This is a genomic window from Halobacteriovorax sp. RT-2-6 (genome assembly GCF_047085025.1).
In the GTDB taxonomy this organism is placed as follows: domain Bacteria; phylum Bdellovibrionota; class Bacteriovoracia; order Bacteriovoracales; family Bacteriovoracaceae; genus Halobacteriovorax_A.
This window is the reverse complement of record NZ_JBKIYH010000002.1, coordinates 175967-201016: the sequence shown is the minus strand read 5'-3', so window position 1 is coordinate 201016 and position 25050 is coordinate 175967. Positions and strand designations below refer to the sequence as shown.

Here is a 25050-nt window from a genome sequence, read left to right as displayed (position 1 = left end):
TCATGGTATCAAGAACTCGTATTACAAGAAACAAGCGTAATGCTAAAAAAACAAAAATGGGTGCTAAAAGAAAAGCGCATAACAGAAACAAGGGAACTACTCCTAAGTTTAAAATTCATCTAGATTAATATTTAATTATTTTTCAGATATAGAAAGAGGGCCAAGACGTTGGCCCTTTTTTATTGTCCAAAGGTATTCTGAAGAACTCTTTTGTCTTGTCTAACAATAAATGGTTCAGCTTCCTCGCCTTTAAAACATACGTGAAGTAGGGCACTCTTATAGATGTCTTCACATGGATTCTTCTTTTTAATAAATCGGAAGTCTTCTTTTTTCACTCCATTTTTTGCCATTAACTCGTTTAAAACTTCAAACATGTGGTTCTTTTCAGAGTCATATGTATAAACAATTACTTCACGTGCTTGAATACTTGTAACTAGTAGGATTGTAATAAGGCTAAATTTCAATTTCATAAGCTCCTCCTTTGGATTTAGGTAGATCAGTAACTGGATAGGAATCTAGCTCTAAAGTCTTGTATGGAGCAATTCTATTCAAATCTGAAATAGAAATTTTTACGAGATAGATAGGTATCTCCTCATCGTTGAGTTTTTTTACGATCTTTGCCTTATTGGTGATGTGTGTTGCGCCTGCATATAGGGACACGTATTCTTCACTACCTACAAGATTAGTCATTTCATTGATTTTAAGTTTTAGAAGTCTTTCATCTTTAGCTACTGAAATATGCTTTTCTGGAACTTCCTGTACCGATGGCATTGAAAGAATGTATGTAAATATATTAGTTAGAACTAGCGCAACCCAGAATCTTAGATAAAGCGCCTTTTTCATCTTCTCTTCTTTTTCTTTGTTAAAAAGCAGAGGTGAGGAAGTTGGCTCATTATTTGATTGAGTTCCAGGTTTTGATGAAGTTTTGGATTTCTCGTTGTTTAGAATTTTCAATTTTTATCTCCAAGTTAATCATAAGAATTAATGTACTTACAAAAATTGAAGTCCATAATAGTCCTTCAATTGTTGAATACCCTTTGGTGCCATGTGCTTTGACGAGAGAGTGAAATCGTCTAAAAGTCTTCCCTCTTCTAGTTTGAATTTTAGGGTAATCACGAAAGAATGATTTTCTGATAGGTTGCTCCCAGTATAGTGAAAGGGCATAAAAGCCTTCCATTTCTTTTCAAAGACTGCAGATGTATCGAGTCTTCTCCTGATCTTCCAGAGCTTGCTTCCTAGCGGATCTGTTCTTAGAAGAGCTAAAATATTTGTTGCCTCACATTCATCTATCGTTAAGAGTTTGAAGCGTAGAAAGTATCGAAGAGCGCTTTGCATATACTGTAAGCCTTTTGCTCCATATTTCATGAATGGCTTAAGCCATGCGGCTAAAGGGAAGAACTGTGCATAAAAGATACTCTTAAGCCCTACGTTTATATAAGAAATTCTTTTATAAAATGACTTATATTCAACAATGACTTTTTTTGAGCAGATATATGACTTATTGTAATATTTTATAATTTGTAGCTCTTCATAAGAACGGGCCATATTAGAGAATATGATGGCAATAAAGGCCATAAAAAATAATATAGCGACTAAGGAAGTACTTCCTCTTTCATTTAAGTCCATTTGAAAATCCTAAGCTATGCTTCTCTCTTCGATACTTCAGGTATTTTCCATTTTTATTTTTTACAAACTTAATCCGTGTTTTTGAATCAAGCCACCTCTCAAGAGAGAGGAGACTTTTACAAGAGAATGTTTTTACTGATTTTTTATCATCATGTGATTTTATTAATGAATGTACATACGCTTGAAAAACAATACTATTTTTGCAACGATACTTTTCACTAACTGCACTGCTCACAAGAAAGACAAAAACAATTAGAGTAACGCTAAGAGCGTAAGATAGTATTTTCATGATTGTTTATTAATTTACTTTGATACTCTTTGTGATTTTATCGGATGCGTCTTCAAGTCTTTTTTGAACTCTAGTTCCGAGTGTTTTAACAGCAGTAATACAAATAATTCCAACTAGGCTTGTGATGATCATATATTCCATTACGCCTTGGCCTTTATTATTCTTTAAAATCTTCTTCATAATTTTTCTCCCTGTTAAACCTAGTTCATAAGATTTTTGGGTTTATAATATAGAAAAAGTGCAGAGTCTTTAAGTTGAGTTAGAATGTCGGGATATATTTCACATATGAAATAAAGGATTATTTTTCCTAGTATTTTCAGCAAGTTGCTAATAATTGTGGAGAGATTAAAATATCCTTATGAACGATAAAAGTAACTTCTACGTATTTGAGAAAAAAGAAATCTTATTGGTTGTCATCTTTGTCATCCTGGTTGCCATTACTTCATTCTTCTTTGGCCTAAAGATTGGATCTAATTATGCTTTTGAAAAAGCTGGCCTTAGCAATAAGGAAGAGAAGGCGATTGTTGAGCCATTGGATGAAAAACAGAAGATTGAGCTAACATCTCCAGAAGAGGAGAAGGTTAAAGAAATAGTTCAAGATAAAGAGACCAAGAAAGTTTCTAAAGAAGAATTAAATAAGAGAATTGAAGAATCTTTAAAGCAGAAGATGGTTAATGAGTTTTCAAGTGAAAATAAAGATTTCAATGATGTTGGTGTTCAAGATACACAAGTACAAGAGGTTGTAGAAGAGAAGGTTGTAGAGCCTGTTCAGCAACCAGCTGTTGAAAGTGAGACTGTTCAAGAGTCAGCTTCTAAGACAGATGAATATACTGGAAAATACACAATTGTAGTTGGTTCATTTGAGTCAATTGATGACGCAAAGGAATTTGCAGAAGGTTTTCGAGTTCTTGGTTTTAGCCCAATTGTTAATGAAAAAGAAGTACCTGGTAAGGGAAATCGTTTTCGCGTAAGCCTTGGGGCATTTGAGAGAAGTATTGAAGCGAAGCAATATGTTAAGAAGCATCCTTCTCTTTTTGCAGGGCGTGATTATTTCTTTACAAAATTCGACTAACTCATCATTTAGAACATTTACATTTTTTATGATACGATGCCCTTATACAAATTAAGGGCATTTTTTTATGAATATTTACACACTAATTATGGCCGGTGGGAAGGGAACACGCCTTTGGCCTGAATCAACAGAATCAAAACCAAAACAGTATCTTTCACTGGTTGGAAATGAAACTTTACTTGCACAGACGCTTGAGCGTTTTGAGGAAAGTGTAGATTTGAAAAATCGCTTTATTATCACAACGCGTGATCAAGCTGAGCTAGCTATCTCTTGCTCAAAAAATCAAATTTTAGAAGAACATATAATCTATGAACCTGCGGGGCGAAATACTGCCCCTTGTATTCTCTTATCTCTTGCGGCCATTGAGGCAGCTGGGGCAAAAGATGAAGACATTATTGCAGTTATGCCTTCTGATCATGTGATCTTAAATAAGAGTGGCTTTAAATCCAGCTTTGATAAGGCCGTTAAACTATCAAGTGATACGCAAACAATTACAACAATCGGAATACCACCACATTTTCCTCACACTGGTTATGGCTATATTAAAACAAGTGGAGCTGTAGGTGATGGCTTTAAGGTTGATGAATTTGTTGAAAAACCAAATTTTGAAAAGGCTAAAGAGTATTTATCGACTGGAAAGTATGTTTGGAATGCGGGAATGTTTATGGCACCACTTGGTGTTTTTAAAGAAGAGTTCGCGGCCCACTCTGCTGAAATGTTTTCTTTCTATGAAGAATTAAAGGCATCTCTTGACGAGGAGGCCAAGCTTGAAGAAGTATATAATAAGATTCCAAAAGATTCGATTGACTATGCCATTATGGAAAAATCAAGCCGAATCAGTTTAGTAAAAGCTGAGTTTGATTGGAATGACCTTGGATCATGGGAAGCACTTGAACAAGTAGTTGACCGTGTCGAAGGAAACACTATAATTGATAGTAACGGAACTTTCTTAAAGGATGCGACAGGAAATATTATTTATGCTCCTAATAAGCATGTTTCTTTAATTAATGTTCAAGACTTAGTTGTGGTTTCAAATGATAGGGCCGTAATGATTGTGCCAAAAGATGATTCACAACGAGTAAAAGAAATTGTTCAACACTTAAAAGATAACAAACGCAAAGAATTATTATAGGAGAATTCATGGAAGTTGTTAAAAAAGTAGGCGAGTACACAATTGTAAAAAAAAGATCGGGACGTTTTGCTGTTAAAGCTGCAAATGGAAAGTTCGTAAACAAAGAAGAAAAAGTTAAAATTCTTCTAGATGCTGGTCTTATTACAGCTCCAGCTGTTAAGGTTGAAGAGCCTGCTGTAGAAGAAACTCAAGAAGAAGCAGTACAAGAATAGTATAAATAAAAAAGGCTCCTTATCGGAGCCTTTTTTTATAAGTAATTTGGTCTTTGATCATACTCAATCGGATCTTCAATTCCTGCCTTCTGAAAGCCTCTAAGCCTTAGAGCGCATGAATCACAAACTCCGCAAGCTTTATCTCCTCGAGCATAACAAGAATAAGAAAACTTAAGTGGTGCACCTAGGTCGACCGCTTTTTGAACAATCTCATTCTTTGCCATATCAATTACAGGAGTGATGATCTCAATATCACCATCTTTAGTTCCTTGCTTGATTAGCTCGTTATATGCAGCGTAGTAGCTTGGGCGACAGTCTGGGTATCCAGATGAGTCTTCGTTAACTGCACCAATATAAATATTCTTTGCACCAACAACTTCTGACCAAGAAACGGCCATTGCAATGATGTGAGTATTTCTAAAAGGTACATAGCTATCAGGGATTTCTTCTGAATCACCTTTATATTGTTTTACATCAATTCCATCATCAGTTAGCGAGCTTCCACCAATCTGCTTTAGAAATGAGACATCAATTACTTTACGTAGAGATTTATCGACTCCGTAAAAGTCAGCGATTTTTTGGAAACAATCCAATTCACGTTCTTCTGTTTTTTGTCCGTAGTTAAGGTGAAGAAACGCAAGGTTTTCATGTTTCTCATTTGCAATTGCAGCACAAACTAACGAATCCATACCACCACTAACTAATACAACTGCAAGTTTATCACTTTTCAAAATATAACTCCTAATCTACTGACTTATAGTCCTTCGGCCGTTTCGTTAATAAATGCCAGGATTTCGTCAGTAACTTTTTTTGCCTTTGCTTTTTTCTCAGCTAGACTTCCTTCTTTTTCTTGAATCATAATATAGAACTTAATTTTCGGCTCAGTTCCTGAAGGACGAAGGTAGAGGCGGTTTCCATTTTTGAAGTGGTAACCAATTACGTTACTTACTGGATAATCCAGTTTCGACTCTTCATTAGACTCAAGGTTTTTCACAATACCTGTTTGATAATCTTCTATAGCTTGAATCTCTTGTCCGCACAAGCTTGTAGGAGCTAAGTCTCTAAAATGACTCATGATTCGTGTAATTTTTTCGGCCCCTTCTTTACCCTGATAAACAAGATTTAGGAGAGTTTCCTCACTAAAGCCAAATTCTTCGTAAATTTTATCGAGGGCCTGAATAAGGTTTAGCCCCTGTTTTTTGAAGTATAGAGTTACTTCAGACATAAAAGTAATTGAAGCAACACCATCTTTGTCGCGAACAAAATTATGCGGAAGATATCCAAAAGACTCTTCTGTTCCAAATAGGAAGTTTGCCGATGGATCTTCTTTTTCTATTTTATTCATTAGTCCACAAATCCACTTAAATCCTGTTAGTGTCGAGTAAGATTTTACTCCGTACTTATCAGCGATTAATTCTTGGAGTGGAGTTGTTACAACTGTTTTCACAAAATATGGGTTTGCTGGCATTGTGCCATTTTCTTTAAGATTGTGAAGCATGTAGTACAGCATTAGGATTCCGATTTGGTTTCCGTTGATATACTGAATCTCTCCTTCATGCTCAAATGCAACTCCAAGTCTATCTGTGTCTGGATCAGAGCCAAATGCTATATCTGCACCAGTTTCTTTCATAAGATCGACTGCCATCTTCATTGCCGAAGCATTTTCTGGGTTAGGTGAGCTTACTGTTGGAAAAGCTGAGTCTGGTTGTGCTTGCTCTTTAACAACTTCAACATTAGTAAAGCCAAGCTGTGCCAGAGCTGTCGTACAAGGAATTAATCCTGTTCCGTGAATAGGCGTGTAAACGATCTTTAAATCGTTACCGAATTCTTTACACATTTCAGGGTTAACTGTTTTTGAGAGGATGTCGTTATAGAAGCTTTGTTCAACGTCTTCTCCAACCCATGTGATAAATCCTTCTGATTCAGCTTGAGAAAATTCCATGAATTTCACAGCATCGTATGAAGTAATATCATAGTAGCGATTGATAATATTTTTATCGTTTGGAGGAGTAACTTGCGCTCCATCATTCCAGTAAACTTTGTAACCATTGTATTCTGGAGGGTTGTGAGAAGCTGTTACCATAACTCCTGCTTGACACTTATGGTACCTAACAGAGTATGAAAGCATTGGAACAGGATTTAGTCTTTTATAGATATAAGACTTAATTCCATTGGCCGCCATAACGCTACAAACTTCTTTGGCAAATTCAAAAGAGAATTTACGTGAGTCATAGCTTACAGCAATTGATGGATTTGTGATCCCAGTTTTAGAGCTGTGATCTAGTACTTCTCCAGCAAGGGCCTGCGTTGCACGGCGAACTGTATATTTATTAATACGATTATTTCCGGCACCAAGAATTGAGCGAAGCCCACCTGTTCCGAATTCGATATCTTTATAAAATCTTTCTTCGATCTCTTTCATATCATCAGCGTCAATTAGCTTTTGAATCTCTTGACGTGATTCCTCATCAAAGTATGAGTTATTTGCCCATTGAGCTGCTTTTTCAAGGCTCGTTGTCATTTCAGTATTCTCCTGTGAAATTTATATTTGAGTATCTTGTGCTATATTCTCAAATCTAGTAGACTTAGGCAAAATATAATCAATGAAATATTGTGTTGTGTGTTAATAAAATCAAGGAGTTAACATGGCAAATAAAGAAATGAAACATAAAGAAAATGTTGCTGGAAAGTGGTATTGCACAGATCCAGATGATGATAATGGCGAAGGATGCATTGCATGTAACGTATGTTACACAGGTGCTCCAGACTTTTTTGCTGAAGATGAAGATGGAAATGCATACGTTGTTAAGCAACCATCAACACCTGAAGAAGAAGAGCTATGCCAAGAGCAAATGGATGCTTGTCCAGTTGCTTCAATTGGTAATGATGGCTAATTAATTTAATTAGAATTTCATATCAAAAGAAATATAGGCAGAGGTGCGGTTGTAATCGATACCTCTGTCTTGCGTTGAGTGATTTAACTCCATAGTCACAGTAGCATTCTCAAATACCCCAAATGACCTTTTTGCACTGAAGTCAACTTCACCTTGAGCATTGATAACAGTTCCAGTTTTAATTATCGTTTTTCCTTGGAATCTGAAATCATTTGCAATCGTTGCCGTCTGATTAGTGTCGTAACTCATATCAGTTTCAATATCAAAATTTCTAAACTCTGGAGAAGCAACAGTTACTCCTGCTAGAAAGTAGCCGTCAGCTTTGGCCAAGGCCCTTGCTGTCGACTTCCCTTGATGTTTTAAGTCTAGGTTGATTTGTTGGCTATCTGATGAGATATCGGCATTGCCATCAATTGTAATATCATCACTGTAGCGATTAGAAAGATTAAGGTTTAATTGCTGCTTGTTTGGCTTGATATTAATTTCACCGTTTAGTGTTGTGTCTTCAGTTAGCTTACTGTTGAGGTTAACGTTTATTCTTTGCTTTTGGTCATTAATCTCGACCTTGCTTGTAAGTTTAGTTTCTTCTCCAAGCTTACTCTCTGTCTCCATCTCAATTAATGTTAATGAAGTAGGAACATAATAACTCTGCTCGAGGAGCAGTGCTTTATTAATCTTAACTTTTCCAATGAAAGTATCATATTCTTGATCCTTAACTAGGCTCATTTCAGAGTCATAATTTGTCTCAAGAGTTACACCTTCAGGAATATTTCTTTCAACATCTGTAGGCTTTGTTGGATCAACAAAAGTGTCATGTGGGTAGTAGATTTGAAAGTATGGTTCTTGATCTCTTATAAAGACCACTTTGATAAAAATATCTTCACCAGCTTCGTCTTGAGATCGAAACCAAGTTATTCTAGTTAGTGTTCCTGAACGAGGAGCAATTGATAGGGAAGAGAATTCACTAAGAGCAATATCTGAAGTAAAAACTAGTTCGAAGTCATCAAAATCTCTTGTGTTATAGCGCTCTTTTCCGCTATCAAAATCACTTTTAAGACAGCTAATTTCTCCAACCTTATCAACAGTTTCGATATAAGTTGCGATGGCCTTAAGTTTTAGTGCTTTTTGTTTGACCTTAATACTCGGTTCTGGAGAATTTTCATTGGCCTTGGCCACGATATCTGAAATATTAGAAGCGAGCTCGGCGATATCTCTACACTCGATACACAACTCTGAGGCCCCACTGTTATGCCTCGGAATATCGTCAGAAACAGCATCTTCATGCCTAACTGGAATATATTTAGGTGACTTTGATTTTGAAATTCTTACGATATCTTTGACAAGATCCTTGGCCTTGATTTGCTTGCCATTAACTTCTATCTCTTCCTTAAAAAAACTAGGCTCTATGGCCAAAGCATTGACTACGACAGAGAAAGTGAGAATAGAGATAGCAAATCTATATAAAAACACAAATTCTTATCGGTGGCAGTTTAGAAAAAGTTTACGAAAATGGTAAATTATTTTAAGTGTCTTAAAATTTCAGTACTTGCGCACCTTTGCCGACAGGAATAAAATAAGGTAGATCACATTTACAAAGGAAGTTTCATGAATCCAACAAATCTACAGCTCGTAGGGACGATTCTATTTGCATGTGCAATTTTGCACACATTCTTAGTTTCTAAAATTCAACATTTAGCTCACAAGTATCCAGAAGGATCAATGATGGAGAACCTTCTTCACTTCTTAGGTGAAGTAGAAGCGGTATTCGGAATGTGGGCAGCTGCATTTATTGTGTACTATAGTGCTACACAAGGATTTGCAGTTTATGATAGCGCACACCAAGTTGTTGGTGGAGCACTTAAATATCTTGAAAAAGATGTTAACTACACAGAGGCCGCATTCGTATTCGTTATTATGTGTATGGCGGGGACGAGACCAATTATTATGCTTGCAGAAAAAATCATCGGGATGATTGCAAAACTTATCCCAATGCCTGGTAAAATGGCATTCTACGTTTCAGCTCTTATTATCGGGCCGATTCTAGGATCTTTCATTACTGAACCTGCTGCAATGACAGTTACAGCTCTTATCCTTTTAGACTACTTCTTCTCAGACGAGAAAATGAGTTTAAAATTTAAGTATGCAACGATTGGTCTACTTTTTGTAAACGTTTCAATTGGTGGAACACTTTCTCACTTTGCTGCACCTCCTGTTCTAATGGTTGCTTCAAAATGGCACTGGGGATTTGTTCACATGATTACAAACTTTGGTTACAAAGCAACAATTTCGATCATTATTGGAACTCTTATAATTGCTTTCATGTTTAAAGATGAACTACAAGGCAAACTTGAAATTAAACAAAAGCATGAGAATTGGATGGCACCAACTTGGTGGATGACTTTAATTCATATCATCTTCATGGGATTAGTTGTTTTCTCTGCTCACCATATGGTTTTCTTCCTAGGTTTATTCCTATTCTTCCTAGGTTTCACAACTGTTACAAAAGAGTACCAAGACGAAATCAAGTTAAAAGAATCACTTCTTGTAGGTTTCTTCTTAGCTGGTCTTGTTACACTTGGTGGACAACAAGGTTGGTGGCTACAACCAATTCTATCTAAACTTGGTGACTTTGTTCTTTTCGTAGGTGCAACTTCACTTACTGCTATTACTGATAACGCTGCTCTTACATATCTAGGAACACTTGTTGATCTAACTGATTCTGCAAAGTATAACCTAGTTGCAGGTGCTGTTGCCGGTGGTGGTTTAACTGTTATTGCTAACGCTCCAAACCCAGCTGGTTTTGGTATCCTTAAAGGTACTTTTGGAAAAGATGGGATTAACCCAGGTAAGCTTCTTCTTGGAGCACTTTTCCCAACAATCCTTGCAATGGTTATGTTTCAAATTCTTCCAAATTTAGCGAAGTAGAAATACAAAGGGCCTCAGATGAGGCCCTTTTTTATAGATCAACTACCCAGTTAAATGGGTCTTCAATTGTTTTTTCTTGGATACCTAGAAGTGTTTCACGAAGCTCTTTTGACACTGGTCCAAACTCTTCTTGAATATTATAAAATTCACCAGACTCTTCATGTAAAGAGCAGATTGGGGTGATGATTGCGGCCGTTCCGCAAGAGAAGCACTCAGTACATTTCTTAGACTTAATATCTTCAATTAATTCATCAATGCTAATCTTTCTCTCGACAACTTTGTAACCCTTGTGACGTGCAATATCGATGAGTGAACGACGAGTAATTCCATCTAGGATTGTCTCAGTCAATTCTGGAGTGTGAATTTCACCATCAATTACAGCAAAGAAATTCATTCCACTTAATTCTTCAATCGATTTACGATCAGTTGCTGATAACCATAGTGTTTGGTGTAGTCCAAGTTTTAAAGTTCTTACACCTGCGTTAAGAGCACCGGCGTAGTTACCACCAGTCTTTGCCGTTCCCATTCCTCCCTGGCACGCACGAATCATATTTCTTTCAATTAAAAGCTTATAGCTTCCTCCTGAAAAGTAAGACTCAACAGGTGAGGCGATTACCATGAAAAGAAATTCTTCACTTGGCTTAATTCCTAGATTGTTTTCTGTGGCAATCATGAATGGCCTAATATAAAGAGATTCACCACCACGTTTCGGAATATAGTTTTCACCCATCTTTGTGACTGTATTTACAGCTGCAGTAAAGATATCTTTTGGTACTTCTGGCATGGCCATACGTCTTGCTGAGTGATTAAAGCGTTTGAAGTTTTCTAGTGGCCTAAAAAGGTTTGGGCCATTGCCTTTAAAGTTATAGGCCTTCATTCCTTCAAAAATTTCTTGTCCATAGTGAAGAACTTTACAAGTTGGATCGAGTTCTAATTTACCATAAGGCTTGATCTCAAGCTCTCCCCATTCTCCACGTTTGTACTCACAAGTCGCCATAATCGGTAGTAGGACCTTTCCAAATCCCACGTGATCAGGCATTGAAAAATTCTCAATTGCTTTCTTTGCGCTATCTAAAATAATCATTCGAATTCCTTACTCTTATTTGCAGTGGTAACCAAGTCCGTAAACTTTCCAAGTGTTTCCTTCGTTTACAGATTCTTTGATCCAGATAGTGTCTCCACCCTCATCAGCAACTAAGTTGACGGCATGGTTAACAGCAAGATCCTTGATACCATTTTCATTTTCGCCAACAACATTTGTAAAAGGCTTACAGCTTTTATGACGTGGCTTTTGATATGTTACTTTTACTTTCTCTCCAGCTGGAGTTAGTTTTGTTTTTGAAACAGCACAACTAGATAGAATTAATATCATAATAATATTTTTCATTATTCCTCCATGATTTTTAGTTATACTAGCAAAATTGCAACGATGTTGCTTAGGTTTGTGCGTCAATTTTATCTTTTGACGAGTTTGGTGAATTAGAATATTATTTTTCTACTTTAAGACACTTGTAGGACTATAGCTCAGTTGGTTAGAGCGCTACCTTGACATGGTAGAGGTCTGCAGTTCGAATCTGCATAGTCCTACCATCTTTGATACTTTCAATTACATTGCTTGATGATTTAGTTTGCTGATACCGATATCAACTCAGCGCCAAAACATGCCTTTGGGCATCTTTTGATCGCAGGTTGTAAAGTTCGAATCTGCATAGTCCTACCATCTTTGATTTTTCTAGTAGAATTCGCTTTTTTCTCAATCTATTTATTGATTCGCTTCTCTTAAAGGCCTTCTCTTTGGTTTAGACTCTGTTTTTTCAACTGTATCCTGATTGCTCTTTGATGCGTTAACGAATGTCATTGTAAATGTTGATCCAATACCATCAATATTATTAAAGGCCTTAATATTTCCTCCGTAGAATTTCATATATTTTTTTACAACTGGAAGGCCAAAACCTGATCCTTCTTCGCCATGAGTTCCTTCGCGGTGAGTTTCATTAGTGAATGAGAAGAGGCTTTTTATCATTGACTCTGGGATTCCTATTCCTTGATCTGTTATATCCACACGGATCACTGAGTTTTGATGAGTTACCCTGACAACAACTTCAGATCCTTCTGGTGAAAACTTTGATGCATTAGTTAGAAGGTTACTAAAGACGCTGTGGCATAGTGACGAAGGCTCTGCCATGGCCTGGATACTGTGGTCATCAAATTCAACACGGATATGTTGACTCTTTTTTTCTAATCTTTTTCGGATAAGCTGAATTGAATTTTCAATAGATTCTTTTAATGGAACAGGCTCTAACTTTATATTTGATTTGCCTGACTCAATGGATTGTATTTTTCGAATATGTTGAATCAGTTCTGCCATATTTTCGATAACTCCGCTGACACGTCCTAGGTTTTGCAAGATTCCGTCTTTGTCTTTCATGGCAAGTAGGGAAGAGTCGCTTAGTAGTGAAAGGAGAGTTGTTGAGTTCGATAGATCGTGAAATAAAACGGAGAGTAAATGTTGTTTTTCTTCGAGCCTTCGCGAAAGGTCGCGACCTTCAACTTCAAGCTGTTTAATCTTAATGGCCTGATGAGTAATAACCATAATAGAACAGAGAATTAATATCATCAGCAGACTTACGAGATAGATCACTTTCTTTCCTTAAAAAACGTTTTTCTTAAAACTTCGTATTTTATGAAACCAATTAATTTTGTAGGATTTTAGCTAGCTTTATTCTCATAACCAAGTTTGAGAAGGTAAATTTAACTTAAATTAAGAATGTTTTTTCACATTTCACTAGGCCTTCCTTTAAACAGAAACGTGACTGATGATTGGAATTCAAGTAGACTTGCTGGAATGAAAGACTATCTTAATAAAAAGTTAACATCGCTGGTAATGACGCAGTTTGTTCACTACTGGTACTACTATATTGGGGCATTCATTTGTCTCTATCTAACTCACAAGATTCAAAGTGAACTTCCTTTTATTGCAAAAGATTTAGCGGAGAAAATTTCAAAAGGAATTTCTATTCCAGTGGGACATCTCTTCTTATTGGCCTTAGGAATTATTGTTTTTAGAACATCTTCACGACTTCTCTTTTTCTATCCGGCCCGTGTCTTACAAAAGATCTTACGCTTTGATCTCATGAAGAAATTAGAAAAAGTGAGTCCTTCTCGTTATAAAGAATACCCGAAAGGTCAAATCTTTCAAATTATTGGTGGAGATCTTGAGCACGTAAGAGCATTAATTGGTTTCGCTCTTTTACAAATTGCTAATATCATCATTGCTCTTTCGATCCTTGTTCCAAAGCTATTAAGTTTCAATAAAGAGCTGTTTATTGCGCTACTACCGATGCTTGTGGCGTTTGTTCTCTTCAGTGCAATTGTTTCAACGAACCGTAAATTCTATCGCCAAACACAAGACCTTCAGGGTGATGTTCAAAATATCATTATTGAAACTTACGCAGGTAAAAAGACAATTAAAAACTTCCATGCGGAAAAAGCATTTATTGATCTCTTTGCTAAGAAGTCAATGGAAGAGCTTGAGAATTTTTATGAGGCAGGCAAGCGTGTTGGCATCTCTATCCCACTTATGCCAACTGGAGTTGGTCTTTCATTAATTTGGGGTGCCTATATCATTTTTACGCAACAGCTTGGTGCATCTTCACTGATTTTATTCTCAGGTTTTGTTTATCTATTTTTAGAACCAATTATGTTCCTCGCTTGGATTGGAGTTGTCTTCACTCGCTCTGCTGGAGCGTGGGCAAGAGTAAGAGAGCTTGTTGCTGTACTTGATAAAGAGAGTGAACTTGAGACAATGCTTAAAAGAGAATTTTCTTTTAAAGAAAAAGAAGAGTCTTTTGAATTACAGCTTCCATTTTGGGACAACGATATCAATTTAAAAATTTGGAAAAATACAAAGAATGCAATTGTCGGAAAAACTGGATGTGGAAAGTCTGAGTTACTCGTTAAAATTTCTGAGGTTTTAAAGATCCAAGAAAGAAGTACGAGTTATGTCGCTCAAGATCCGTATCTTTATAATGGAACAATTCTAGAAAACTTATCCCTGGGTAGAGACTTCAATGAAGAACAACTAGCGAAAGCTTATGATCTACTGAAGATCTTTGGACTCGATTACTTAGCTTCAGATCGCAAGAGTTTGTTTAACCTTGTTGTTGGAGAAAACGGAAAGAGATTATCAGGTGGACAAATCAAGCGAGTCTCTTTGATTAAGTCATTACTTTTTGAAAGTGAGTTTATTATTTGGGACGACCCTTTCTCATCAGTTGATGTCGTGCTTGAAAGAGAAATTTTGAATCAGCTCAATGCTATGAATATTTTTGAAGGTCGCACGCTCATTATGTCGACACACAGGTACACGACAGCGGTTCAATGTGATCACTTAAGTTTAATCTGTGAAAGTGAAGGCTTAAGAGAAGAGTCAAGTGTTATCGATTTTACACAAAAACAAGAAGGAGGAATTTATGAGCACTTTAGAAAACAACTCATCTAAATTCCTAGTATATAAAGGAAGTGGTAAGTATTTATTAAGCATGGTTGTATGTCTTATTATCTCAAGTGCTCTTGGTGCAGCACTACCACAATTAATCGCAAAACTTACTGCAAATTATGAAGTCGAAGAGGTTTATCGTCAGACTCTTGGAATTATGACATTTATCTTTTTGGCAACGGCCTTAAACCGTGCTGTTTATAACCTGATTATTAATCGTTATGTTGTAGGCCTTGTTCAATTCGTCCGCACTCATTGTTACGGTAAGTGGCTCTCAAGTGTTGAGCTTCAAACATCGAAAGAAAACCGCAATGATCGCTACCCTCAAGGAGAGGTCTTAGCGCGTATTATGAGCGATACGGAAAGCCTAAGGGAGCTTGTTACTTCTGGAACTTTTGGAATTGTCATTGATATCTTCTTCGTTGTTGCTTCTCTGATCAGTTTTGTAAGCTTAAATGCAATTGCCGGAGTGTATCTTGCAGTAATCCAATTTGGAGCCTGCTTTATTTTAATTTGGTGCTCTAAGTATATGCGTGCAGTTTTCTTAAGCGTGAGAAATTCACGTGCAAAACTTTACCGCGTTGTTGCGGATCTTATTGGCGGTGTTCGTGAGAATTACTACAACCCTGCAGATCAGTATACATCGAAGAAGTCCTTATTTGTCTTTGATGAATTTCTTAAGAAGATCCTATCTTCAAACGTTTGGGACGCATCGTACTACTCATTTGCCGAGTCTCTTTTTCCAGTCTTCTTAGCTTGTGCAATCTTTATCATCCCAAATAGTGGTATTACTCAAGTCGCATTGATCTTTGCTCTAATTGATTTAATTCAGCGCTCGATTAATCCTATTAAAGATGTCTCTTCGAAAGTTGCAAATATTCAAAGAGCAGCAACAGGAGTAGGGCGTATTAATGAATTTCTTGTTGATTTAGACAAGGAAAAGTCTTCAGATATCAATACAAAAAGACGCCAGTATGATGTTGAAAAGATGCATATTGAAATCCAAAAATTTACGTATCCTGCTAAAGGTGAGAATTCAACACCCTTTACTTTAGAAGATATCTCTTTTGATTGTCGCCAAGGTGATCTTATTGGGATTGTCGGATTATCTGGAAGTGGAAAATCGACTCTCTTAAATATCATGGCCGCTAATATTATTCCTGATGAAGGGAAGGTATTTGTTGAAAATCATAGCGGAGTTAAGAAAGAGTATAATTTTGATTATATTGATGACTTCAACGAGTATCGTGAATTGATTGGGATTGTTTCGCAAGATTCGCATATCTTTTCAGAAACAGTTGAATTTAATATTACGATGGGGCAAGCAGGTTTTGGAAGTTTTGATGCTTTCTGGAGTGAAGTTTGTGAACAGATTTCTTATCTATCGAGATGGGGAATAAAGCCTGATACAGTCCTTGATCAAAATGAAATCTCACTTGGTCAAAAGCAACTTATATCGGCGATTCGCTCTTGTTACTTAAAGAAGCCTATTGTTCTATTCGACGAAATTTCTTCTTCATTAGATAGTGATCTTGAAGAAGCTCTACGTAAAATGATTCTCTTTGTTCAAAAGCAGGCCGTTACAATTATCGTGGCCCATCGAGTTGAAACAATACTTGATGCCCAACAGATTCTTGTTATGGAAGGTGGAAAAATTATTGCAAAAGGTGTGCATGAAGAATTGAAAAATAGTTCGCCGCAATATGATCTCTTTGTGAAGCAATTATCGAATTGACAAAAAAATGACGTGAACACTAATGCATTATTTCTCTTTTTTACATATAATTAGTTTAAATTGATGTAAGGAGATCATTATGTTTAAAAAATCCAAGCTAGCACTTGGCCTAGTTGCTATTTCAGCAATTGGACTAGTTGCATGTACGAGCGAAGTAAATTCAAAACCAAATTTCTTATTTAAAAAGGCACCAAATGCCACTGCAGTGATTAAGTTCAATGGCAAAGAAGTTAGTCATGATGAGCTTTTTAAAGGCTCAGAAGCAGAGTTATATGAAGCCCAATTAAAAGTATATGAACTAAAACTAGGTAAAGTTAAGGCCTATCTTTTAGAGAATTTTAAAAATGAAGACCCTGCAAGAAGTTCAATGACAATGGAGCAATTCATTGATGTTGTTATTGCTAAGGACGTAAAAGTATCTGATAAAGAAATTAACGAGTTTGCAAAAGAAAGAAATATTCCTGATGTAAATCCTCAGTTAAAAGCTAGAATTGTTGACTTCTTAAGAAACTCGAAAAAGCGTGAAGCTATCGAAGCATACTTAACTAAGAAAACGAAGAATAGCCCAGTTGAAATTTACTTAGAAAGACCTAAAAGACCACGTTTTGAAATTCCTGTGACAGGAAAAGAGCCAATGTTTGGTGGAAAGGATGCGGCCGTAGTTATTACTGAATATTCGGATTTCCAGTGTCCTTACTGTGCTAAGGGTGTTGAGATCATGAATCAGATCAAGAAGACTTACGGTAATAAGGTTAAAATTGTATTCAAGAACTTCCCATTAAGCTTTCATAAAGATGCGGCCAAAGCTGCTGAAGCGGCACTATGTGCAAATGAGCAAGCTGGTGATAAATTTTGGAAACTACACGATTCAATGTTTGCAGATCAGTCAGGACTTTCTGTTGATGGACTTAAGTCTAAAGCAAAGACAGTTGGTTTAGATCAAAAGAAATTTGATGAGTGTCTTGATTCTGGACGTATGAAAGCAGAAGTTGATGCTACAGTTAAAGAAGGGATTGACGTTGGTGTACAATCAACTCCAACTTTTTATGTGAACGGTATGCTAATTAATGGTGCACAACCATTTGAAGTATTTAAAGAGCTTATTGATTCAGAATTAGGTAAATAATTCGCATAATACATTATAAAAATAGTCGGAAAGACAGATAATTAAGAGGCCGGGGCATTTATTCCCGGCCTTTTTATATTGTGCATAATTGATAGAATAGAGGGGGTATATAATATCTTATTGCATCTAAATCGGAAAAAATATGGACGTTAGAGATTATTCAAAGAGACTTTCACAACACCGCGAGAACTTTCAGCAGACAATTGATGAGCAGAGAAAGAATTATAAACGTGAAGTAGGTGAGTTAAAAGACACTCAAGAATATCGCTTAAATAAGCAGCGTCAAGCCTATGATAACTCACTTAATAAAGTTGAAGAAAGGCAAGATCGATTCAGAGAAACGGCCACGGAAGATACAAAAAGAAAAATTGAAGAACAACAAAAAAATTATCTAAGTAAGTTAGATGGAAATAAGCGTGAGTTCGAACGCGATCGTAAGGATATTAAGGATCAATTCGATACACGTTTTAAAAATATTCGCGAAGCCTATGAGTCAAAAACATTGGCCGAAAATTCGAATATGGATCATCGTCTCTCATCACAACAAAGAAGATTCGATTCAACTATGGGCAAGATGAATGACCACTTCAATGAGACAATTGATAAGGTTTACCGTGACGCTCGTGATACGGCACACGATCATGAGTTAGAAACAAAACAAGATCGCCGTCAGTTGATATCAAATTATGAAAATGAAATCAGGGATCAATTAAAAGAAAGTGGTGAGAAACGCGCACGTCTTTATGAAAGATTTAATGATGATGTTGATAGCTTAAGAAAGAATCATAAGGGTCGAGAAGAGTCTCTTAAAGACTATCAAGAGCAGCGCATTTCAGATATGACTGCTCAAAAAGATAAGCAACTTGCTGAAAACCAAAAAAGTTTCAAGAGTTCTATTGAAGAAATCAATGATCGAAACTCAAGAAAAAGACAGGTGGAGCAAAGAGATTCTTCACAAAATGCAAAGGATCTTGAGAATCGTCATGCGAAGGAATTATATCGAGCAAGACGAGAGATGAATCAGAAGTTATCTGGTGGAAGTCGTGAAGATGTCTTCAACGATAAGTTAGAGCAAACGGAAAGGGGATATGAGACACGTATTAAAAATATTCGTGATCAAATTGATACGGATCGCTTTAATGCTGATATCCAAGAAAGACGTCGCTCACAATCAACAAAAGAAGCACTTCGTTCTCAAAAACAAAAATCATCTGAGTATATTGCTGATCTTGAAAAAGATATGGCCAAGTTTAAGAGTGATACTCTAAGTGATATTAATATTGAGCTTAATAAAGATGTTGAAGAGCTACAAGGTAACTTCAAGCGCCAAGTAAAAGAAAAAGAGCTAGAAGCTTATAATGATAAAAAGCAATCAAAGAAAATTCTTGAAAGACAAAGAGCACAGTTTGGCGAGACAGTTCAAAAAATGAGTGATCGAAATACGGAAGCTGTTTCTCAGATGCAGGCAGACTTTGCGGATGAATCAAAGAAATTTATTCAAGATACTCATATGAAGCATTCTCAAGAGATGCAAGAAGCAAAAGAACACTTTATTGAAAGTAAGGATAAGCTTGCTAAGTCACTAACACAGAAGATCGAACAATTAGAAGAAACAAACGATAAGTTAATCTCTTCTTATGAATCAAAGTTAAACAGACTTAAGAAAGCAAATGCAAAAGAGATTGAAAGAATTCGATTAACTCAAAGTCTAGAGTCTAATCAACTAAAAGAAGAAACGAGAAATGCAATAGCATTGAAAGATCGTGAAAATCACAGTAACCTAGCTAACTTGAGAGGTGAGTTCGATAAGAGGCTATCTCAGGTTAAACAAAGAGCAGACATTCAAGTTAAAAGAATGGTAGAGTATTATGAAGATATGATTGCTCGAGAAAGAGATGAGTCGCAGAGAAAGTATGTTTCCAAAGTTACTGAACTTGAGAATCAATACAATACTCTTTATGAGAACTCAAAACTTGAAAGATCAAATCTAATTAATCAGTATGAAAACCGTATGGAAGAAATTCGTGCGGCAAATGCTGAAGCTTTAGAAGAGAGATCGAGTGAAATTCGTGGCGGTATGTTTACGGATCAACAAGAGTCTCGTAAAGCTTAATTATTAAAAAAAGAAAAAGCTTATAAAAATTCAGGGAGAGATAATGGGAATGGGCAAAGTCCGTCGTGCTAAAATTGTTGCGACATTAGGGCCGTCATCAAATACTGTAGAAATGATTGAGAAATTAATCATTGCAGGAGTAAATGTAACAAGAGTAAATATGAGTCACGGTACTCATGAAGCTCATGCCCAGCTTATTTCAAATATTCGTCAGGCTTCAAAAAATATTGGAAGAGAAGTAGCTGTTCTTATCGACCTTCAAGGTCCAAAGATTCGTACAGATAAACTACCTAATGGATTACAACTTAAAAACGGTGAAACATGGGTTATTGGACCATCTTCTAAACAAGCGGACTACCCTGAATATAAAGACTGCTATATCCCTACTATCTATGAAAAACTTGTTGATGATTGTCACGATGGTGCAAGAATTCTATTTGATGATGGAAAGCTAATTGCGAAAGCGATAACACGAGATCGTGATGTTTATAAAATTGAAGTTATCGTTGGGGGAGAGCTAAAGTCTAATAAAGGGATTAATCTTCCTGATTGTGAAGTATCTGCTCCTGCATTTACTGACAAAGATGAAGCAGACTTAATGTTTGCTCTAAAACATAATATTGATTATATCGCTCTATCTTTTGTACGTAAGAAAGAAGATATTATGACGGTAAAGGCTTTACTTCATAAATTAAAAGTTAGAGTGCCAATTATTTCTAAGATCGAAAAACCTCAAGCATTAGATAATATTGAAGAAATCCTAGATGTTACTGATGTTATTATGGTAGCTCGTGGAGATATGGGTGTTGAAGTTGGAAACCATTTAGTTCCTTCAATCCAAAAAGAGCTCATTCAAAAATGTAATGACCGCATGATTCCAGTTATTACTGCAACACAGATGCTTGAGAGTATGACTGATGCTCCAACTCCGACAAGAGCAGAGGCAAGTGATGTTGCAAACGCTATCTGGGATGGAACTGATGCTGTAATGCTATCTGGAGAATCTGCATCGGGGATGTATCCTGTTGAAGCCGTGCAGATGATGAATGATATTATTTTTGAAGCGGAGAAGACTCCTAAAGAGCGTCCGCTGTTAAGAAATATTGACTTGTCTTCAGTGAACTCATCTGTAATGGTTGCCGCTTCAATGATTGCAGAAAAAGTTGAAGCTAAGAGAATTCTGGCCGTAACAGAAGGTGGAAATTCTTGTCGTAAGGTTTCGATGTTTAGGCCGCAAACTCCTGTTGCTGGTGTAACTCATAACCTTCGTACAGCAAGACGCATTTGCTTATACTGGGGAGTTTACCCATATCTTGTTGATGAAGAGGTACAAGATACTGGCTCATACGTTAAGTATGTTGTTAACCAGGCAAAGGAGAGAATGGGTCTTTATAATGGTGACAAAGTTGTTGTGACGCTAGGTGATGGGAAGATCTTCTCGAAAGGATATTCTAACTCTGTTAAGGTTGAGATTATCAAAGAAGCTCCTCACGAAGATGCTAATAAAGATACTTTTGAAGTTGCAGAAGATAAAAAAAAAAGAATCCTGCTAGATCATAATATCTGCTCTACTTGTCAGAATTGTGTTTCAATTTGCCCTCATGAGATTTGGGTTGCAGATAAGAAGACAAAACTGACAAAGCTTAATAAGGATCAAATTGGACATTGTACGCTTGATTACGAATGTATTCGAGTCTGTCCAACTGGTGCAATTGAGATTATCGACAAGTCATGATCAAAAAAGACGACATTCAAAATATTTTAAGAACTCTAGATCTTGAAGTTTGGGGTGTCGTCACTGAATCTAAACCTAAATCATTAGAACGTTTCAAAGCTTGGATTAAAGATGGACTTCATGGCGCTCTTGGCTACCTCGCCGATGAACGCGCTATCAAAAGAGAAGATCTCAAAAATTATTATCCTGATATTAAGTCAACACTAGTTATCGCTTTTGATTATTCTCACATAGCTCGTAGTGCAAAGAAGTTTTATGAGAGTGGTGAGAGCAATGGGCTTAAAATAGCTAATTATGTAGTGGGCTTCAAGGGGCGCGATTATCACTATGAAGTGAGAGATAAGCTTCAAGCAATTGGAGAAGAGCTGCAGAAGCTAGATCCTGAGCTAGATTTTAAGTTCTCTCTTGATACCCAACCAATTCTAGAGCGCGACTTTGCCTATCAGTCAGGGCTAGGTTGGTATGGAAAGAATTCTATGCTAATCAATCGCCACATTGGAAGCTACTTTATCATTGGCTCACTTCTTTTAAATAAGGAAGTAGAAGCACCTAGTGAGAAGTTTGAAACAGATCACTGTGGCCAGTGCACGCGTTGTGGTGATGCATGCCCAACGGGTGCAATTGATATCGATAAAAGAACGATTATTGCTGATAAGTGTATTTCAACTTTCACTATTGAACATTTTAAAGAAGTCTTTCCTCCAAGTGGGATCGAAAATGCAAATGGTGAAATCTTCGGTTGTGATATTTGTCAGGATGTATGTCCATGGAATAGGCGACTGGAAAGAAAGCTTGAGGCCGACTCAACTGCCTTCAAAGAAAATGGGAAACAATTCATCGACTTCTTTTTAATGAGACCCCTAGAAGATATCTTCTGCGATCTGGAAGAAATGAGTAATCGTGAATACCGTCGTATCTTCAAAGGTACTCCACTTGAACGTACTGGAAGAGTGGGAATGCTTAAGAACCTAAGGCTTTACTTGAGTTTAAAGTAGGTACAAATCGTGACATTCCTATAAGTTTAGCTCTTGTAATTTTAGTGAGATAGAGCTTATGAATACCTTTTAAACACTGAAAATCTTATATGCTTCATGGCTTTGAAGCACAAATGCTTCATCCGTATGGTAATTTATTTCATCAATTGTTATTTATCCTGCAACAGAAATTGTGTCTAACAGGAGATTATTATGTCTAAGAAATTACTACTGAGTTTCTCGGCCCTTATGGCCTTGAATACATATGCGAACTATGAAGCTAAGTCACCGAATGTTGCTGATTTAAAGAATAAGCTACAGATCCAGATAAAAGAGATTAAAGAGCTTAAGAAGCTAACGACTGGAATCGGTATCGACTTTCGTGGCGATGTTGAAGGAAATGGCGGAGATGTTTTAGTTTGTAATGATGGAAAGTATGTAGAACTTCTAGATATTTATGAAGGTCGATATAACTTTAGTATCTACTCACGTCCTGTTGATGGAAGTTGGAAAATTGATTTAGGATCAGATGAGCTTTCTGTTGAAGAAAAAGTGTTCTATGCATTAAATAAGATTAAAGACTCAGATATTAAACGCTTCCAAATTTATTCAAAATGGGCGACTGAATTTTTTGATAATATCATTTATGTGAATGATGAAGCAGACCCATTCACTGTAGAACTTCCTGATATTTCTGATTCTGGAAATGTCATCTTACCAAAGAATTGTGAATTAAAACAAATTGCCATACAGAGAGATGATAGACTTGGAAATGGAATAAGTTATTATATTGATTCAAGGTATTGGAAGGCTTTAGATAATAATCATAAAGCTGCATTGGTTTTACATGAAGTTATCTACCGTGACTTTAGAACACAGCCAGAAGAGAAAGATACCAATTCGATGGCAGCAAGATATTATAATTCATTACTAGTTTCAGATCGAATTGATCATTACTCTAGTGACTCTAGATTATATAATGAACTTTTAAACACTTTAGGTGCATATCAAAAAGTAGATAAAGATGGAAAACCGAGAAATCAAGATGAGTCTTGTGTTGTTACACGTGATACATATTTTAATGGAAAGAATCTAGTATGTGGTGTTAACGAAGAGATATATTACTTAGATGCAAATGAAGAGTTACCAATTCAACTTGATTCAAAAATCAAGCTAAAAGCAGATAAAACCGGCTTTTATAACATTACAGGTGATGATTCAAAGATTAGAATTAAAAGTAAACTTTCTACTTATGGTGAGTTCAATAATATTAAGTTAAATGCCACAACATACACTTATGGTTCATGGACCACTAGTTCTGAAAATGGCCCTAATGGTTTAAAATTCTCTGGAATGAATGGGTATGATAATTTCTATAATTATTCATATGACTCAAAAAAAATTGAAGATTGTACAACTTTACGCAAAAGACATTTTCCTAATCAATGTAACCTATATGATCTTAAAAATGGTAAAAGAATTGAAACTTACTTTTATTCAGAGCTGAATATGCCATTTGATATGGGGCAAGTGGAAATCGAAAGCTTAAATGAGAAAGTTACTTATAACGTGGTTAATGATCTTTATAAGATCTCAAATTTAGAAGATACAAGAATTACAAAATTTCCTAAGTTAATTAATTGTATGTATGTTTCAGCTGATCCAAAAAACTCTACGTACTTTATGGAAAATGGTCTTCCTCGCTATGTTGTTTTAGAAGAGGACTATTTAAACAATTACAGTAAAGAGCTCATTCTAAAAAAAGGTGAGATTGTTGAAGTGACAAAAGATGGAAATTTCCTAATTAACGATAAAGTTTATAATAATGGTCCCTATACTTGTATTGGTAAGATGTAGGTCAGTATGAATCAAGCACAAATCTTTCTAAATAAGAAATTTGATTCAATAAAAGCTAAGAACCCTCATTTTTCAATGAGGGCCTTTGCAGATAAGGCCGGTGTTAACTCTGGTGCAATGAGTGGTATCCTTAAGGGAAAGCGAATTGTTGGAAAAAACCTTGCTTTAAAAATAGCGAAAAACCTTAATCTTAATGATAGTGAATTTAGAGACTTCACAAACGAGTACTTTGTCGAGTCCAAACAAGAAAGAGATATGAAGACATCTTATGAGCACGCTCGTATTGAGATGGATTCTTATCGAATTATTAGTCAATGGCAGCACCTTGCGATTATGAATCTTATAAACTGTATCGATTTTGTTAATGACTCAAGTTGGATAGCAAAGCGACTTGGTCTTAGTGAAAATGTTGTGAAGGAATCGCTTCAAAGACTTCTTGAATTAGGGATGTTGATTGAAAATGAAGAAGGCAAGCTAGAGAGAAGCCAAAAACGCTTAAAGACGAGTGATAATGTTCGAAATGAGTGCTTACAGCAAGCACATCGTGATAGCTTCCGTCTTGCTCAAGAAGCAATGGAGAAAGTAGATGTTGATAGACGTGATATTACTGCTGTAACGATGGCAATTGACCCAGAGCTTATGCCACATGCAAAGAAGCGTATTCGTGAGTTCTTAGTTGAACTCTCTGAAGAATTAGAGTCGGGAGAGCTAACAGAGGTATATAAAATGGGTATACAGCTCTATCCACTTACAAAGTTAGAGAAGAGTTCTAACCAATAATCTAATTACAAAATATCTACTACTAAAGGGCCATCTTGTAATGGCCCTTTTTTATTGTAACTATTATATGTTTCATCAGTTT

At 36.2% G+C, this 25050-nt stretch carries 23 protein-coding genes, 1 tRNA gene and 1 pseudogene; 15 read left to right on the top strand and 10 right to left on the bottom strand.

Annotation, left to right across the window (positions count from 1 at the left end; genetic code table 11):
* Nucleotides 1–179 precede the first annotated feature (179 nt).
* The 4 genes from ACMAYS_RS09455 to ACMAYS_RS09440 form a co-directional block, all read right to left on the bottom strand.
* Nucleotides 180–470, bottom strand: coding sequence for a hypothetical protein (locus tag ACMAYS_RS09455; RefSeq protein WP_103218018.1), 291 nt, complete (start codon nucleotides 468–470; stop codon nucleotides 180–182).
* Nucleotides 454–954: a hypothetical protein gene (locus ACMAYS_RS09450; protein WP_103218017.1), complete on the bottom strand. Its 501-nt coding sequence runs from the start codon at nucleotides 952–954 to the stop codon at nucleotides 454–456. Before ACMAYS_RS09450 ends, ACMAYS_RS09455 begins: the two co-directional genes overlap by 17 nt.
* 36 nt (nucleotides 955–990) lie before the next feature.
* Complete coding sequence (locus tag ACMAYS_RS09445; protein ID WP_103218016.1) at nucleotides 991–1626, bottom strand: hypothetical protein; 636 nt, start codon at nucleotides 1624–1626, stop codon at nucleotides 991–993.
* A 298-nt stretch (nucleotides 1627–1924) separates the two neighbouring features.
* Nucleotides 1925–2095, bottom strand: coding sequence for a Flp family type IVb pilin (locus tag ACMAYS_RS09440; protein WP_021268293.1), 171 nt, complete (start codon nucleotides 2093–2095; stop codon nucleotides 1925–1927).
* 178 nt (nucleotides 2096–2273) lie between these two features.
* Between ACMAYS_RS09440 and ACMAYS_RS09435 the strand changes: the two genes are divergently transcribed.
* The 3 genes from ACMAYS_RS09435 to ACMAYS_RS09425 all read left to right on the top strand — a co-directional run bounded on the left by ACMAYS_RS09435 (nucleotide 2274) and on the right by ACMAYS_RS09425 (nucleotide 4331).
* A complete protein-coding gene (locus ACMAYS_RS09435; protein WP_412463158.1) occupies nucleotides 2274–2987 on the top strand; it encodes an SPOR domain-containing protein in 714 nt (237 codons plus the stop codon).
* Nucleotides 2988–3054: 67 nt separating this feature from the next.
* Nucleotides 3055–4119 carry a mannose-1-phosphate guanylyltransferase gene (locus ACMAYS_RS09430; RefSeq protein WP_412463157.1) on the top strand — a complete coding sequence of 355 codons (1065 nt, stop codon included), beginning with the start codon at nucleotides 3055–3057 and terminating at the stop codon, nucleotides 4117–4119.
* A gap of 8 nt (nucleotides 4120–4127) precedes the next feature.
* On the top strand, nucleotides 4128–4331 hold the full coding sequence (locus ACMAYS_RS09425) for a hypothetical protein (protein ID WP_103218012.1): 204 nt from the start codon (nucleotides 4128–4130) through the stop codon (nucleotides 4329–4331).
* Nucleotides 4332–4366: 35 nt separating this feature from the next.
* Here ACMAYS_RS09425 and queC read toward each other — a convergent pair whose 3' ends face one another.
* Both queC and ACMAYS_RS09415 read right to left on the bottom strand, forming a co-directional pair.
* Entirely contained in the window at nucleotides 4367–5062 is a 696-nt protein-coding gene (queC, locus tag ACMAYS_RS09420; RefSeq protein ID WP_103218011.1) for a 7-cyano-7-deazaguanine synthase QueC, read from the bottom strand.
* Between the two features lie 23 nt (nucleotides 5063–5085).
* A complete protein-coding gene (locus ACMAYS_RS09415; protein ID WP_412463156.1) occupies nucleotides 5086–6852 on the bottom strand; it encodes a phospho-sugar mutase in 1767 nt (588 codons plus the stop codon).
* Nucleotides 6853–6976: 124 nt separating this feature from the next.
* Here ACMAYS_RS09415 and ACMAYS_RS09410 point away from each other — a divergent pair, with 124 nt between their 5' ends.
* Nucleotides 6977–7225, top strand: a complete 249-nt coding sequence (locus ACMAYS_RS09410; RefSeq protein ID WP_103218009.1) for a ferredoxin — start codon at nucleotides 6977–6979, stop codon at nucleotides 7223–7225.
* A gap of 9 nt (nucleotides 7226–7234) precedes the next feature.
* Here ACMAYS_RS09410 and ACMAYS_RS09405 read toward each other — a convergent pair whose 3' ends face one another.
* Nucleotides 7235–8695, bottom strand: a complete 1461-nt coding sequence (locus ACMAYS_RS09405) for a hypothetical protein (RefSeq protein ID WP_412463155.1) — start codon at nucleotides 8693–8695, stop codon at nucleotides 7235–7237.
* Between the two features lie 135 nt (nucleotides 8696–8830).
* Here ACMAYS_RS09405 and ACMAYS_RS09400 point away from each other — a divergent pair, with 135 nt between their 5' ends.
* Nucleotides 8831–10150 (top strand): putative Na+/H+ antiporter, encoded by a 1320-nt coding sequence (locus ACMAYS_RS09400; RefSeq protein WP_103218007.1) that lies wholly within the window; start codon nucleotides 8831–8833, stop codon nucleotides 10148–10150.
* Between the two features lie 31 nt (nucleotides 10151–10181).
* On the opposite strand, the gene ACMAYS_RS09395 is transcribed toward ACMAYS_RS09400, so the two are convergent.
* The gene (locus ACMAYS_RS09395; protein WP_103218006.1) at nucleotides 10182–11234 is read right to left on the bottom strand and encodes a branched-chain amino acid aminotransferase; all 1053 of its coding nucleotides are present in this window, start codon (nucleotides 11232–11234) and stop codon (nucleotides 10182–10184) included.
* 15 nt (nucleotides 11235–11249) lie between these two features.
* Entirely contained in the window at nucleotides 11250–11537 is a 288-nt protein-coding gene (locus ACMAYS_RS09390) for a hypothetical protein (RefSeq protein WP_103218005.1), read from the bottom strand.
* Nucleotides 11538–11663: 126 nt separating this feature from the next.
* On the opposite strand from ACMAYS_RS09390, the gene ACMAYS_RS09385 reads away from it, so the two are divergent.
* Nucleotides 11664–11740 (top strand) — tRNA-Val (locus tag ACMAYS_RS09385).
* 172 nt (nucleotides 11741–11912) lie between these two features.
* Here ACMAYS_RS09385 and ACMAYS_RS09380 read toward each other — a convergent pair.
* Entirely contained in the window at nucleotides 11913–12791 is an 879-nt protein-coding gene (locus ACMAYS_RS09380; RefSeq protein ID WP_146037850.1) for a sensor histidine kinase, read from the bottom strand.
* Nucleotides 12792–12959: 168 nt separating this feature from the next.
* Between ACMAYS_RS09380 and ACMAYS_RS09375 the strand changes: the two genes are divergently transcribed.
* From ACMAYS_RS09375 to ACMAYS_RS09335, 9 genes and pseudogenes are all read left to right on the top strand, one after another.
* Complete coding sequence (locus tag ACMAYS_RS09375) at nucleotides 12960–14651, top strand: ABC transporter transmembrane domain-containing protein (protein WP_412463154.1); 1692 nt, start codon at nucleotides 12960–12962, stop codon at nucleotides 14649–14651.
* Nucleotides 14623–15408 (top strand): annotated as a pseudogene (locus tag ACMAYS_RS09370) (ABC transporter transmembrane domain-containing protein); the annotation flags it as partial. The gene ACMAYS_RS09375 and the pseudogene ACMAYS_RS09370, both read left to right, overlap by 29 nt.
* 228 nt (nucleotides 15409–15636) lie before the next feature.
* On the top strand, nucleotides 15637–16383 hold the full coding sequence (locus ACMAYS_RS09365) for an ATP-binding cassette domain-containing protein (protein ID WP_370446912.1): 747 nt from the start codon (nucleotides 15637–15639) through the stop codon (nucleotides 16381–16383).
* 79 nt (nucleotides 16384–16462) lie between these two features.
* Nucleotides 16463–17509: a DsbA family protein gene (locus tag ACMAYS_RS09360; RefSeq protein WP_103218001.1), complete on the top strand. Its 1047-nt coding sequence runs from the start codon at nucleotides 16463–16465 to the stop codon at nucleotides 17507–17509.
* A gap of 142 nt (nucleotides 17510–17651) precedes the next feature.
* Nucleotides 17652–19622: a hypothetical protein gene (locus ACMAYS_RS09355; RefSeq protein ID WP_412463153.1), complete on the top strand. Its 1971-nt coding sequence runs from the start codon at nucleotides 17652–17654 to the stop codon at nucleotides 19620–19622.
* 43 nt (nucleotides 19623–19665) lie between these two features.
* Nucleotides 19666–21357: a pyruvate kinase gene (gene pyk / locus ACMAYS_RS09350; protein WP_103217999.1), complete on the top strand. Its 1692-nt coding sequence runs from the start codon at nucleotides 19666–19668 to the stop codon at nucleotides 21355–21357.
* Nucleotides 21354–22352, top strand: a complete 999-nt coding sequence (gene queG / locus ACMAYS_RS09345) for a tRNA epoxyqueuosine(34) reductase QueG (protein WP_412463152.1) — start codon at nucleotides 21354–21356, stop codon at nucleotides 22350–22352. Before pyk ends, queG begins: the two co-directional genes overlap by 4 nt.
* Nucleotides 22353–22544: 192 nt before the next feature.
* Nucleotides 22545–24188 (top strand): hypothetical protein, encoded by a 1644-nt coding sequence (locus ACMAYS_RS09340; protein ID WP_412463151.1) that lies wholly within the window; start codon nucleotides 22545–22547, stop codon nucleotides 24186–24188.
* 6 nt (nucleotides 24189–24194) lie between these two features.
* Nucleotides 24195–24968 (top strand): TIGR02147 family protein, encoded by a 774-nt coding sequence (locus ACMAYS_RS09335; RefSeq protein ID WP_412463150.1) that lies wholly within the window; start codon nucleotides 24195–24197, stop codon nucleotides 24966–24968.
* Nucleotides 24969–25050: the final 82 nt, after the last annotated feature.